Annotated in this window: 6 protein-coding genes; 3 read left to right on the top strand and 3 right to left on the bottom strand. The window is 39.8% G+C overall.

Annotated elements, in window-relative coordinates; translation table 11 throughout:
- Positions 1-178 precede the first annotated feature (178 nt).
- On the top strand, positions 179-703 hold the full coding sequence (locus tag GTK57_RS10615; protein ID WP_163123399.1) for an ESPR domain-containing protein: 525 nt from the start codon (positions 179-181) through the stop codon (positions 701-703).
- 33 nt (positions 704-736) lie between these two features.
- Here GTK57_RS10615 and GTK57_RS10620 read toward each other — a convergent pair whose 3' ends face one another.
- Positions 737-2062, bottom strand: a complete 1326-nt coding sequence (locus tag GTK57_RS10620) for an ISNCY family transposase (RefSeq protein ID WP_171522146.1) — start codon at positions 2060-2062, stop codon at positions 737-739.
- A gap of 112 nt (positions 2063-2174) precedes the next feature.
- On the opposite strand from GTK57_RS10620, the gene GTK57_RS10625 reads away from it, so the two are divergent.
- Together GTK57_RS10625 and GTK57_RS10630 are read left to right on the top strand one after the other, a co-directional pair.
- The gene (locus tag GTK57_RS10625) at positions 2175-12575 is read left to right on the top strand and encodes an autotransporter outer membrane beta-barrel domain-containing protein (RefSeq protein WP_163123401.1); all 10401 of its coding nucleotides are present in this window, start codon (positions 2175-2177) and stop codon (positions 12573-12575) included.
- Between the two features lie 410 nt (positions 12576-12985).
- A complete protein-coding gene (locus GTK57_RS10630; RefSeq protein WP_163123404.1) occupies positions 12986-13630 on the top strand; it encodes a porin family protein in 645 nt (214 codons plus the stop codon).
- A gap of 55 nt (positions 13631-13685) precedes the next feature.
- Here the strand turns inward: GTK57_RS10630 and GTK57_RS10635 are convergent, their stop codons facing one another.
- Both GTK57_RS10635 and GTK57_RS10640 read right to left on the bottom strand, forming a co-directional pair.
- A complete protein-coding gene (locus tag GTK57_RS10635) occupies positions 13686-14225 on the bottom strand; it encodes a serine O-acetyltransferase (RefSeq protein WP_152875166.1) in 540 nt (179 codons plus the stop codon).
- A gap of 646 nt (positions 14226-14871) precedes the next feature.
- The gene (locus GTK57_RS10640; RefSeq protein WP_163123406.1) at positions 14872-15570 is read right to left on the bottom strand and encodes a putative quorum-sensing-regulated virulence factor; all 699 of its coding nucleotides are present in this window, start codon (positions 15568-15570) and stop codon (positions 14872-14874) included.
- Positions 15571-15581 lie beyond the last annotated feature (11 nt).

The raw sequence follows: 15581 nt of genomic DNA on the forward strand, positions 1-15581 counted from the left end.
TATATGTCTGTAGTGTAATTCAAACTAGGGAAAACCATGTGCTTTTGTAGATAAAGTATTGGTTTAGTTAATTAGGAATACGTTGCTATCTCGTTAAATTTTTCAATATAAATAATTGTTTATATATTACTAGTTTTTTATTGGATACGGGACAAGCGCTCTTACTTGAGGTAAGGACATGAATCACATTTATCGTATTATTTGGAGTGAAACTCTAGGGACTTGGGTTGCAGTTGCTGAAAATGTAAAACGTAAAGGAAAGCGTAGCTCTAAGCTCGTAATGGGTGGGGTTCTAATTGCGACAGTTCAAAGTTTATTTTCTGTAAATGCTGGAGTCGACTGTACAAATGGTAATGGTGTTTCATGTCAATCAAATTCAAATGGATTTACTCGTACTATTTCGATTAATACAGGTGTACTTAATAATAAATCTGTAGGCGCTATTATTTCAGGTTCAAATGGTAGTAATGGTAGTAATGGAGCTTTATTTGTGCCACCTGGTGGTGGTGGTAAGGGTGAATCTATTAATGGGGTTGAATATAATATTGAAAAACCTGACTTTGATCCAGATACAAATATTTTAAAAGTGACTTATAAGGCTTCAAACTCAACAGATGCATATGAGGTTACATTTACACCTATTAATACATCAGGTGATACATCTTATATTTTTGACTCTTCGAAAACTGTTATTCCAAAGTAGAAATGTCCTACCTAATAACCAAATAGAAATGTCCTATAAGGACATTTCTAAGTCAAGCGCAGGATTTATATTTCGTTGTTGAATTACTGTTTTCTGTGCACGTCTGCTTGGCATTTTTTGAGAGCGATTACGTTTGTTTTGTTGTTCTAATTCCTCATGCTGTTGTTGAATATGCGCTAAGACAGACCCTAAACGCTTGTTCTCAACTACTTCTCGCTGATTCAGCTGACTTAATTTATCAAAGATGCTGTAATTGATCTTTCTTGCTTGATACTCAATGCCAACCGTACCATCTGGATATTCTAAGAACTCAATATATTTACCCATCAAAGTATGGTTTTGTTCAATATTTTCTAAAATATAAATGCACTTATCGTAGGTAATGGTGAGGCTTTTACTGACTTTACGTGGTTCCCGCCAAGTAAAAATACTATCTAATTCCTGAGGGGTTTCAGTGCTGCAGCGATGTAGGTCTTTGGGATTCGATGCCACTTTGGCAAACTTACGATTAAATTGCTCAATAAAGCAGGGCAACCAGGCGTTCGCCTCTGCAATGCTATTGATACCTTCTAGGCGCATCTCTTTAATCAGACGATCCTGAAGGGTTCTATTGGCGCGTTCTACACGACCCTTGGCCTGTGGGGAGTTGGCAAAGATAATATCAATATTCAATCTACTCAGCACACGTCCAAACTGCGTTATTTTAGTTTCTTGTTTACTGCTCTGATTCACTCTAAATACTGAATGTTTATCACTATAAAAAGCCAAAGGCTTGCCATGTTGTTCGATATAGCAGCGTGTCGAAAGCATATAATCAAAGGTTGATTCTGTTTCACAGAAACGTAAGTGCTGTAATTTACTGGTCGCATCATCAATATAAACCAGTAAACAGCATTTAGCGGCTCTTCCTTCAAACCAGTCATGATATGAGCCATCGATTTGAATGAGTTCACCCAAGCAATCACGGTTATAGCGGGGTTGATATGGGCGTTTCATGCGTTTGGAGCGTGGAATCCATAAGCCAGCTGCAATCATCCAGCAACGTAGCGTTTCCACTGAAATATCCAACCCATGTACAGTGCTAAGCTTTTCATGTGCTAGGGTCGGCCCGAAACCATAGAGTTGTTCTGCAATGATAGTCAGGCAGTGTAATCTTAGTTCTTCTGATCGCTTAGAATTACTCGATTGACCACGACCGGCATGAGCCAATGCTGCGGGACCGTGAGCTTTATAGGCTTGAATTAAGCGCCGGATCTGGCGTTCTGAGAGTTGTAAAAGCTCTGAAGCTTTAGATTGCGTTATGCGTCGATCACAGACTTCTTGTAAGACTGACAATCGTTTAAGTTCTTTATCCGACATAGACACCAACATATTAAATCGTCCGCTAAGAAAATCTCTAGTTGAGTATTCTAAAAGCGGACATTTCTACTTTGGAGAAACCGGACATTTCTATTTGGGACTTACAAAAACTATGGCTGTAAGTAAACAATATGGCAAATATGAGAATGGAGTTTTTACTGCGAATAGTGATCCAGCGATAAGCGAAAGTATTGTTGTAAATATCGTTGAGTCAAATCCTGACTCAGGTTCTGCTGCAGTAATAATTTCATCTGATAAATATGGTTGGAGTATTCAGGGTGATTTTTCAAATGATGTAGATGCAGCTTCTGGTGATAGCATTACTGTTGATACGGGTAATGGTGTAAGTGCTCCATTTACAACGATTGTTAATGGTAATGGTAAGGAAATAACCTTTAATTCAAGTACAACAAGCACAGCTAATAAAGCAGCGGTTTATTCAATTAGTAAAGGGGGGGATGGTGGACGTGGTGGTAGTTATTACTTAGGTGGAGATGGAAAAAAAGGTGGTAAAGGTGGAGATGCATCAGATGCAGAGATTCAAGTTAATCATTTAAAAATTAATATTGAATCTACTCAAAATAAAGGAAGCATTGGTGTTTTAGCTTTATCACAAGGTGGGAATGGTGGTAAAGGTGGAGGTTCATATACGATTGCTGCTGGTGGTGGAAACGGTGGTGGTGGTGGTTTAGGTAAAAATGCATATGCAGATGTAAAAACAACAGATATTTATATTAAAGATAATAATTCTTCAGGTATTGCCGCAATAAGTGCGGCGGGTAATGGCGGTAATGGCGGTAATGCTGGTGGCATTGTTTCTAGTGGGGGACGAGGCAATACAGCAGGGCAAGCTGGTGCTGTTTCCGTTACAACAGACAATGCAACACGTATTGAAATTGTTGGTCATAACTCGAATGGTATTTTGGCTCAGTCAGTTGCTGGTGCTGGTGGTAATGGTGGATCAAGTATTGGACTTGCTGCACTTGGTGGTAATGGTGGTATGGGGGGGAATGCAAATACATCAACTGTAAATTCTGAAGCTGAAATTATTATTACAGGTAATAACTCGTACGCTATAACAGCACAATCGATTGGTGGTGGTGGTGGTAATGGTGGTTCGACGGTTGGTGCTGTTAGCCTTGGTGCAGCAGGTAAAGCTGGTGGAGATGGTAGTACTGTAACTGTTGTAAATCAGGGTAAATTACAAATCAAAGGGGATAGCTCTTACGGAATTTTAGCTCAATCGATTGGTGGTGGTGGTGGTAATGCAGGTTTAAGTGCAGGTTTAGTTGGGATTGGTGGACGCGGTGGAAGTGGTGGAACAGCGGGAGAAGTTGAGGTTAGAAATACTTCTTCTGGTGACATTACAACTTTAGGCAAAAATGGGCATGGCATTGTTGCACAATCAATTGGTGGTGGTGGTGGTAATGGTGGTTTAACTATTGGTGCTGGTTTAGTTGGTGTAGCTATTGGTGGTGATGGTGGGGCTGGGAATGATTCAGATAAGGTTAAAGTTGAAAATGATGCGAACATTACAACAGGCAAAGAAAACAATAAGACTCTGTCAGATAATTCCGTAGCTATTTTAGCTCAATCAATTGGTGGCGGTGGTGGTAACGGAAGTCTAGCAATAAGTGGGGGAGCTGGTTTCAGCTTAGCAGTCGGTGGTAGTGGTGCCGGCGGTGGAAAAGCTGGAGTCGTTGAAGTCGAAGTTGGTAAAAATGCGACTACTGAACATAAAACTGAACTTACAACTTGGGGAAATAACTCTTCAGCAATTAAAGCTCAATCGATTGGTGGCGGAGGTGGTAATGGTGGTGTAGCTATCTCTGCAAATATAGGTGTGACTGGGGTTGGCGCTTCAATTGCATTGGGTGGTAGCGGTGGCACAGGGGCTGAATCAAGTAAAGTAAATGTGACAACCTCTAAGAATACAATTATTTCTACTCATGGTGACCGTTCTACGGGTATTACAGCTCAATCTATAGGTGGTGCTGGTGGTGATGGTGGAATGGCAATTGCTGCGGGTGTATCTGTAGGGACTGCGATAAATATAGGTTTAGGTGGTTCTGGTGGTAGCGGTGCGAAATCAGGCAATGTGGAAGTAAAGAATGATGCAATTATTACAACAGAAGGTCTAGATTCCACAGGTATCTTAGCGCAATCCATTGGCGGTAGTGGTGGTACAGGTGGACTGTCTGTGGCTATAGGTGCTGGAGCAACGAGTGCATCATTTGCATTAGGTGGCAATGGTGCTGTAGGTGGAACAAGTAAAGAAGCGAAGATTACGAATACTGCTGGCATTTTGACAAAAGGTGATGGTTCTTCTGCAATTGTGAGTCAATCTATTGGTGGTGAGGGTGGTAATGCTGGTGGTTCAATAGCGGGCAGTATTGGTGGTATTAGTTTGGCACTTGGGCCTGGGGCACTTGGTGGTGTTGGTGGCAACGCTGGGAATGTCATCATCGACTCAAAAGCAAATTTAGAAACCCGAGGTCATAATGCAACAGCTGTAATTGCTCAGTCGATTGGTGGGGCAGGTGGTAATGGTGGTTTTAGTGTAGCTGCATCTGCTTCTGGTATTGCTGGAGCTTCTTTGGCATTAGGTGGAAAAGGCGGGGGCGGTGGTTCATCTAGTACAGTAGATGTGACATTGTTATCAGATGAAAGTCGAGCACTAATTGAAGAAAATACAAGGATATTAACTGAAAGTAATAACTTATCCGAAGCAGATAAGAAGCGTTTGATTACAACAACTAATCAGTCTATCGCTCAGTTGGTGAATCCGAAGTTAATTACTACCATTGGAGATAACTCTTCAGGTGTGCTTGCACAATCTATAGGGGGTTCTGGAGGGAATGGAGGTACATCAATTGCTGCTTCAGCAAATGGTAATATTACAGGTGGTGGCGCACTGAGTCTTGCATTTGGTGGAAAAGGTGGTACTGGAGGAACTGCAGGGAAAGTTAATTTAATTTCTGATCACAAAATTCAGACCCTAGGACAAAGCTCGTCAGCAATTGTTGCACAATCGATTGGTGGTTCAGGGGGAAATGGTGGGACTTCAGTTGCAGCAGCTGCATCAGGTTCTTCAGGCCCAGTATCTGTGAGTGCTTCAATTGCTATAGGTGGGCAAGCAGGTGCAGGTGCGATTGCAAATACTGTAAGTGTAACAAACTATGGTGATTTATTTACGCAGGGGGATCATTCTAAAGGTATTGTTGCACAGTCCATTGGAGGTAATGGCGGTAATGGTGGTTTAGCAATTGGTGCAAGTGTTGCAGGCGGGGCGACAGGTGCTGTTGCATTGTCTTCCGCTGTTGGTGGTGATGGTGGTACAGCAAACGTTGCAGATTCTGTAACGGTAGATAATTTCGGTGATATTACAACACAAGGTGACTTTGCACATGGTATTTTAGCTCAGTCTATCAATGGTAATGGTGGTGCTGGTGGTATTTCTGTAGGTGCTTCTATTGCGGGATCTGGAGATAAGGCGCTTGCAGCAACTGTAACTTTAGGTGGTAAAGGTGGTGATATTGCTTCTCAAACAGAATATAAAAATAAAGTAACGGTAAATAATTCAAATAATAGTATTAAAACAACAGGTAATTTTTCAGATGGTATTAGTGCACAGTCAATAGGTGGTAATGGCGGTGTCGGTGGTCTAACTGTTGGCGCTGCAGCAGCGGGTAGCGCCAATATGGCAGCAGGTATTGCTGTTGGTCTTGGCGGAGAAGGTGGTACTGGCGGAGTTGCAGGCACTGTAACTGTCCAGAATATAAATGCACTTATACAGACAGTAGGTACGTCATCACATGGTATCAATGCTCAATCGATTGGTGGTAATGGTGGCAATGGTGGTTTAGCTGTTGCGGGTAGCATTGCCATTTCAAAAGACACAGCGGCAGCATTAAGTGCAAGTGTCGGTGGTTCTGGAGGTTCTGGGAATAAAGCTTCAGACGTTACAGTTATTTCAGACAATATAAAACATGTTCAAAATAGCGTTTCTATTGCGGAACATGAAAAAGATTTAACAGCAAAGTATATATCTTCGATATTGACTCAAAATGACTCATCTAACGGTATTAATGCCCAATCGATTGGTGGTGGTGGTGGTAATGGTGGTTTAGCTGGAAGTTTTTCTATTGCTGGATCGCTTAATAATGCTGTAACAGCTGCGGTTGCAATTGGTGGTTCTGGTGGTTCTGGTGGATCGGCGAGTAATGTGAAAGTCGAAAGTTCTGACAACATCACTACATTAGGGCAAGATTCAAATGCAATTTTAGCGCAATCGATTGGTGGTGGTGGTGGTAATGGAGGTACTGCTGTAGCTGGTACCTTGACTGTGAGTGCCGGTGCTGAAGGTGGTGCATACAGCGCCAATGTAAGCTTAGGTGGTCAAGGTGGTTCAGGAAACTCAGCAGGCACCGTGAATGTTGATTCTTTAGGAACACTAATCACATTTGGTGATTCATCACATGGTGTATTGGCACAGTCTATTGGTGGTGGTGGCGGTAATGGTGGTATGAGTATTGCTGCAACACTTACTGCAAGTAGAGATTCATCAATGCAAGCGAGTGTTGCAATTGGTGGAAAAGGTGGTGTCGGTGGAATGGCGAATACAGTGACTGTTTTACGTGAAGCCGAAGGTGAAATATATACATTTGGCGATTCTGCAACAGGTATAACAGCACAGTCTATTGGTGGTGGTGGTGGTAATGGTGGTAGTGCTATTTCATTAACAGGATCACTTTTAGATACAACATCGGTTGCATTTGCATTAGGTGGATCTGGTGGTAGAGGAAATGAAGCTGGTGAAGTTAATGTATTAAATAAATCAAATATTTATACATTGGGTGACCAAGCGCAAGCAATCAAAGCACAGTCTATTGGTGGCGGTGGTGGTAACGGTGGTTCATCGGTTGCTATTAGTGCGACTGCATTCACAAAAGACTCGGCAACTAATGTAGCAGCAAGCGTCGGTGGTTTTGGTGGAACAGGCAACCTATCTAAACTCGTTGATGTAAAAAACCAAGCTAACCTATTTACCAAAGGGTATGGTTCCCAAGGCATATTGGCACAATCGATTGGTGGTGGTGGTGGTAATGGTGGTTCGAGTTATTCAGGGACATTTAATCCAGGTGGTTTCTTAAATAATGAAAGTTCTGCAACCACATTAGCAGCCTCTGTAGGTGGATTTGGTGGTTCTGGAAATAATTCAGGAGTTGTGAAGGTTGAAAGTACAGGTGAGTATATTTACACCTTAGGTGAATTTTCGAGTGCAATCCAAGCACAGTCGATAGGCGGTGGTGGTGGTAACGGTGGGAATTCAACAACTAAAGCACTTTCTCTCCAATGCGACAGTGGTTGTGATATTGATGATCCTAATGCTGAGTCTGATACAAATATTTCACTTAGTGTTGGTGGTTTTGGTGGTAATGCCAATATAGGTAATAAAGTAGAAGTTACGAACTCTTCAGAGTTACGAACCAAAGGGGATGGTTCGAATGGTATTTATGCGCAATCCATTGGTGGTGGTGGTGGAGATGGAGGTAATGCACTTGTAGATGCAAGTTCTTTCAATATCAATAGTCGCGAATCTAATTCACATTCAATGACATTGGCTGTGGGGGGCTATAAGGGAACAGCTGCAAATGCAGATGAAGTGAAAATTACCAATTCGGCATCTATTTACACTGAAGGTCTTAATGCAAAAGGTATTTTAGCGCAATCGATTGGTGGTGGCGGTGGTAATGGTGGTAATGCATTCGGTGCTACGGTTGGTGTTGGTGGTGGTGCTTTACAGCAAGAGATTGCAGTAGGTGTGAGTGCTATTGCTGGGTTATTAGGTGAAACTGTTGATACCTCGGGGATAACAGGCTCAGCAGGTGATGCTGGCACGGTAGAAATTACGACTCGACGTAGCGTATTAGCAGATGAAATTTTTAGCATTATCACCAAAGGAGCATATTCAGATGCCATCTTTGCTCAGTCTATTGGTGGCGGTGGTGGTATTGGCGGGAGTGCTTCAGGAAAATTAGCAATAGGTGGTGGAGCTGGAGCTGGAGGTGATGCTAAAGCTGTCACTATCAATAACCAAATTGATTTAATGACCTTAGGCGAAAGCTCACGAGGCATTATTGCCCAATCAATTGGTGGTGGTGGTGGTGCTGGAGGTAACGTTACTGGTGAATCAACGGTAGGTATTGGTGGTTCTGGTAGTAGTGCAGGTCATGGTGGAACAGTTAAGGTTATTAATGATGCCATCATAGTCACAAAAGGATATGGATCAGAAGGGATTTTGGCACAGTCTATTGGTGGCGGTGGTGGTATTGGTGGAAGTGTAGAACAAGCTACTGTCGCAATTGGTGGTGGTGCACTTGAAAATATTTTGAATCGAATTGGTGTTCCAACATTTACAGCGAATGGTGGTCATAGTGACAAGGTTACTGTAAATAATTTAGAAAATGCTGTAATTCAGACTGAATCGAATGATTCCGCAGCGATTGTTGCACAATCGATTTCTGGTGGTGGTGGTAAAGGTGGTAATGCTACAGGGACACTATCATTAGGTGGTTTTGGTTCAAATGCTGGCGAAAGTGGCGAAGTTTTCGTGACCAATGAAGCAAATTTAAAAACTAAAGGTACAAACTCAGCAGGTATTATCGCTCAATCGATAGGTGGTGGTGGTGGTATTGGTGGACATGCATCTGGAACATTAGGCATTGGTGGCTTTGGTAGTTTAGGTGGTAAATCGGGTGTCGTAACCGTACAGAACTCGGGTCAAATTTCGACTTCAAAAGTTGATTCAACAGCTATACTAGCCCAGTCTATTGCTGGTGGTGGTGGTTTAGGTGGTGGAGCTTCAGCTTCCGTTGCTATTGGTGGATTTGGTGGAGATGGTGCAGATAGTGGCAATGTAAATGTACAAAATGCCGGTAATCTATTCACCAAAGGAAGAAATGCATCTGCAATTGTTGCACAATCGATTTCAGGTGGTGGCGGTAAGGGTGGTTCTAGCGATGGTGGTGTTGTAACTAAAGAAGCCAATACTACAACCATTGAAAGTGCATATGTTGCTATTGGTGGAAATGGAGCAGGTGCAGGTGATGCAGGCGACGTGAAAGTCAATAACACTGCAGACTATATCGTGACTAATGATCATCAATCGAAAGGTATTGTTGCTCAATCGATCGCTGGTGGCGGTGGTATGGGTGGAGAAGCTAATGGTATTGATGTATCAGATATTATTAATGACAATACTCAAAATGTTTTAGCAACCTTTGATCAAGGTGCAGCAGCAGCGGGCTTAGGTAATGGTGCTATTTACAGTGTGCATAATTTATCGAATAAATTAGCATCAGGTTTGAGTAGTGCGGCAAATACAATTATTGGTGTACTTTCAACACCTTTAGAATTGTATTATAAGAATTTAGCTTCGCCTTCAAATGGTGGTTCATCAGGTAAAGTCGTACTAACGAATGCTGCTAACAGTATTATCCGTACCTCTGGAAATGGTTCTGAAGCAATGGCTGCTCAGTCTATCGCAGGTGGTGGTGGTACAACGGGCAGTGCAAAAGGATTGTTAGTGTCGGGTGCTTATAATGGTGGTGCAGGTGATTCAGACTTAATTACTGCATCTAATAGTGGAATATTACTTACAGAGGGGGAGCATTCTTCTGCCATTGTTGCACAATCAATTTCTGGCGGTGGTGGCCTAACTAGCGGTTTAGATAATATTTCATCATATGCTGTTTTAGGTGGGGAAGGTGCTTCAGGCCAGAGCGGTAAAGTCAAAGTAAACAATGACAATATTTTGTATACAGCGGGCAAATTATCATCTGCTATTGTTGCGCAATCTATTACTGGCGGTGGCGGTATTATAGGTTTAAGTCATTATCTCGAATTTGGTAATGTGGTTGATGCAAGCATAAATGATGCTGGACAAGCGAATGATGTTGAAGCAATTAGCACAGGATTTATAACCACTGAAGGTGATGGTGCAGTCGCAATCGTTGCGCAATCGATTGGCGGAGGTGGAGGTTATGCTGCTGGTGTGGATCAAGACAACTCTCCAAATAATAATGTAAGTAATACTGCGAAAGGCGATGCTGGTGATGTGATTATCAAGCTTGGACCAATGCCAGTAGTGGCACTATCTCAGCAAACTCAACCAAACAACGATCCAGATGATGACTCTGTTGCAATTACGCCAATTAAAAAAGTAGCCTCTATTTATACAGCGGGTAATTATGCTCACGGTATTATTGCGCAATCGCTTGCTGGCGGTGGTGGTTATGCGAACTTAATAGATAGTGATGGCAATATTAGTGGCTTTTTCTCGGGTACAGTGGGCGGTCAAGGTGAAGCAGGAAATGTTTCTATAGCACTTGATGGTCGTATCATTACATCGGGTGAAGGCTCAATAGGCGTCTTAGCTCAAAGTGCTGGTAGTCAAAATGGTAATATTGAAATAGATATTGCGAAAGATACTGTCATTATTGGTGGTAGTGGTAATGGTGCTGCCTTGGCATTATATGATGGTAAAGACAATACAGTTCTTAATAAAGGTTATCTGACAGGTACAGGAACAATTAACAGCCATTATGTAAATGATGATATTCGTTTAGAGCGAGTAGGCTATTCAGATTCATTTGCAATTATTGGTGATAACAGTAGCAATACCATTACCAATGATGGTGGTTTTATTACAGGAAGCATCTATTTACCTGATGGTTCGAGTACGTTGATCAATCAAAATAATGGTTGGGTGCTTACTGGACAACTTATGCAGTTTTCAAATGAACCAAATCCAACGTCACGTATGATGTTTAGAAATACTACACCACAAGTTGGTCAAGTTATTAATGATGCAAACTGGTCAATTGGAGGGGTGGATGAAATCAGTTCAACCCATGTGGTTGGTGATTTTACGCAGTTATCTTCAGGGGTATTCTATCTTGATTATAATGCAGATCGTAATAGCGGTAATGCTGGCGATTTAGGTCGTATGATGACGATGTCGAGTACAAATTCAACTATTGGAACATACGATACGATGGATGTGTCTGGTTCAGTGAATTTGGACGGAACAATTGCGATTAATGTGATGAATTCTGGTTTGGTTACACCAGGTGATTTTAATCTGGGTTTCATTAATGCTAATGAATTGAATCTATCAAATAGCTTGCAATTGGTGTTCTTACCATCTGCAATTTCTCGCTACAACTTGCAGAATAATGGTAATGGTGGCATGTCGCTACTATCTAACTATAATTACATTCAAGATGGTTTAACACCGAATGGTGTTCGTATGGGCGATGTTATTAATAGAATTCAAACGGTGCAAAATACACCTGCATTTGAAAGCATTGCTAATGTGATTTACTACAGCCCAGATTTAGAAACACTACAAGCTAATTATAATGCAATATCTGGTGAAGGTTCTGCTGCAATCCATCAATCAGCATTTACATTAGTAAATGATTCTGTCAATGATATTTCAACTCAAATGGATTTTTGGCGTTCTAAGTCTAACTTAGTGAAAACCAATAGTTCAGTGGCATTAACTTGTTCTAGTGAAGATGCTTCAGGTTCATCTCGTGCAGATGTGAAAAATTGCCAAGATAGCAACAAATGGCGTTTATGGGTAGCTGGTAATGATGGGCACCAAACACTGAGTGGGAAATCAAGAGATGGAATTGCAGATGTAACCTCAAATTCAAATCGTTTAATGGTCGCATTAGACTATGAAATAGATCCAAGCACTTTAATTGGTGCGGCATTTGTTGATGGTAAAGCACGTTATGAAATTAAAGATCGAGCATCAACGGGTACGGTAGAAAGTACGGGTGTAACGTTCTTTGGTATTAAAGACTTTGAACAATACTACGTTAAAGGTATGTTGGGATATGACTGGTTAAAAGCAACCACAACGCGTGACATTTATCTAAAAGGGAATGATCAAGCAACTCCTCCTGTAGCAGACATTCAAAATAGAGTGGAAGCAGATTTCAAAGGTGGAATGCTGACGACGCGTTTAGAGGCTGGTTACAAATACCTTGTAGATGGCATAAATGTGACACCATTTGTGGGTGCACAATTTGCTATGACGCAATACGATGGAACAACAGAAAAAGAAACAACAGGTGCGAGTACTGATATTGGTTTGAAATATGAACGTAACCGTAACTATTCTGCTCCATTATTTGTAGGTGTTCAGTTCGATAAGAATTACGAATTGAATATGGGGGTATTACAACCGTATGCACGTTTCAGTCTAAATCATGATTTATCGACAGATCGTGAAGTTGAAGCAAATTTTGTTTCTGCACCAGGTTACTTATTTACGATAAATGGTGGTGAGCCACAAAAAACAAGTGTAGATGTGAACTTAGGCTTTAAGATGAATACAAAAGCCAATGTATCGCTGTTTGGTCAATACAATGGCAAGTTCTCTTCATCAAGCTCAAAAACAGATCATGTGAATTTTGGTCTTGAATACACATGGTAAATTTTTTGATTTAAGCATATTGAAAAACCAGCTTCGGCTGGTTTTTTTATGTTGAATAAAACCAAGCTAAATATGAGTAAAGTTCCCCATAGTTACTATTGATGAATGAAATTAACAAAATATTGAATTGCTGTATGCCGAGCGACCTTTGCCTGAATGTGGCATTGCAAATATCCAACCTAAATAAATTCGGCACTGCACATTCAACACAAATGCTTATTCAATGGGCTGAGAGTGGACGTAATTTTTCTGTATTACTAGATTAGGTGGTCAATGAAATATTATGATTAAACTAATATTTTAGATTGGGCATGAAATATTTAAACTTTGGTATAATTAACTATATATTTTATAAGTATTTACTGTATCTTGATAGCTCTTTTTTTTGTTTAATAATATTTGGTAATTATATGAAAAAGTTAGTTTTAGCTGGGGTAGTTGGTTTGGTTTCAGCAACAGCATTTGCAGACAAGCCATTAATCATTCAAAGCAGCACACCTGCGACTTTAGGTACTTCTCCAAATTATGTATCTAGCCAATCTCAAGTAGATGAAAACAAGTTTTCGGTAAAACTAGGTTATGCAGGAACTAAACTTGATTCTTCAAATTTAGGCAAAGCACGTCTAAATGGTTTTGAAATTGCAGGTGCATATGACTTCAATGATTTTGGTATTTGGGCTAAATATGAAAACCAAGATGATGGTGCTGTAGATACAGATCAATATTCTGCAGGTGCTCAATACAAATTTTATAACCAAAATAATGTATATGTTTTAGGTGCAGCCGGTCTAGGTTATGCAAATATAAAAGAATCTGGTGTTGATAATGCAGTGAGCTATAAGTTTGATGCAGATTACTTATTTATTCCTGTAAGTGTTGAAGCTGGTTATATGTTTACAAATAATATAGGCGCATATGCTTCGCTTGGCTATAAATGGTTCTATAACCGTGATGTTGAATATTATGAAAATGGTGTGAAATTAGTTGATGGAAAAGAAGGTTCTGCTGATATCAATGGCGTATCTTATGGTTTTGGTGTTCGTGTAGCATTCTAATTTATTGCTTTAATAAAAAAACCGCCAATTAGGCGGTTTTTTTTATTTGGAAATATTATTGAATAGTCCAACGTCTATTTACAGATTCGCCTGCATTATTGTAATTAATGACTTTTGCATAATTTCCAACAGCAGTTGCATTTTCAGGAATATCTTTGGTTACAACGCTGCCAGCACCAATGGTTGCATTATTACCAATATTCACATGATCAATAATACAAACATTTGGACCAATATAAACATTATCGCCAATTACAGCGGCTTGTTTTCCACCATTTGCACCAATGGTTGTGAATTGAGATAAGTTCACATTGTTACCAATAATAGTTGTTGGATTCACGACCAAAGGGCCACCATGACCAATATATAAGCCATAGCCAATTTGAGTTGAGCAATGAATATCAATACCGTATTTTTTCTTTTTATAATAAAAAATTGGATAAGCTAATTTCCCCATCCACGATTTAGAACTCGCAATACGCAACCAAAAACTGAAATTAAAACCTCGATTAAAGAAGTAATTTTTAATAAAAGATTGAAGTGATGTGTTACCGCAGTATCTATAAAGATCACTAAGAATATATTGGAAGATCATTAAGTTTTCCGAAAAAGGGCAGGTACTTTTTGAATACCTATGGAAAGTTTGCCAATTTTAGAACAAATACAGATAGAATTAAAAACAAAGTACTTAAAATATAAAGAAATTTAAATTTGTATAAATATTCCACGTAATATTCTGAACTTTTTCTAGAAAAACTCAAGATGATTCTATGAGGGATGATGTTTAGAAATGTGTTGAAGACTTGTCGATTTAAGCATCAGGTTTTATATTGAACTTACAGTAGGTCGTGTATAGACGCTACAAAGAAGTTGGACGGATCATTGACAGCTCATTGCGTTTAATTAATTTAAACAAGAAATCAGCACTAGCCTTCCAACCTAAAGCTCGCAGAAATGCGAGCTTTTTTATTTCTTAGATTCTCAAATGAAATACAACAGAAGTTAACTTTAAAATTAGGTCGATGATGAATGTACGCGTTAGTTTTATTGTTAAATACATAAAAATATAGAAGTAGACTGGAGGAGGATCTACTTCTATTATTTTAATTATCATTATGAATCGGCTTAAATATAAAAGCTCTAAATTATTTGTTAGCAATTTTTACAAGAGAACCGTTTATTTGCTTTAAATGAAAAATTCTCTTGTAAGTAATAACGGTCTTTAAGTAGATTTAAATCTATTAAGGTGTTGAAATAGCTTTATTTTCTAAAGCTTTTCGAAGATAAGGATCTAGGTCATCTTGACGCATGAGCCATTGAATATAATCGGCAGGTAAATCGGAAATTTGCGTTCCACGATGCTTACCAAAATTGATGGTACGTGGAATACGAGCATCTTCAGAAATTTCAAATAATTCTTCCATGCTGTTAATTTTTAATTGATGAACCACATGCATTAAAATATTCGCAGTTAAAATAATATCCATATCTGCACGATGCGCTTTTTTAATCATATCGCGGGCTTTTTCACTGCCTTTGGTAATCATATAAATAAGTGCAGAAATATTATGTGCTTCAGCATCTGGCCAAACTTTTCGAGCTAAAGCAAGTGTGCAAATGGCTTTAATATTTGAACTATCGACACCACATTTTTCTAAGGCGCGAATATCGTAATCAATATTGTGACCAATAATGTAAGTGGTGTCGGCAGGTAGTTTAAACGTGGTGTAATGTGGCTGATTGACTAAGTCAGATTCTAAAATATGATGAACTGCCATTGCCGCAAATGAAATTGGTTCATCTACAGAATACAGCTGATCAAAAAGTTTAGATTTATCTAAAGTCAGTTTACCATCTTCTATTTGAATAGGTGCGTATGCAATTTCAATGGGTTGACCATTTAATGTGTGTGTTTCTGTATCGAGGATAATGGCTTGCATATCGCATTCCA

This window comes from Acinetobacter portensis (assembly GCF_010646905.1).
Lineage (GTDB): Bacteria > Pseudomonadota > Gammaproteobacteria > Pseudomonadales > Moraxellaceae > Acinetobacter > Acinetobacter portensis.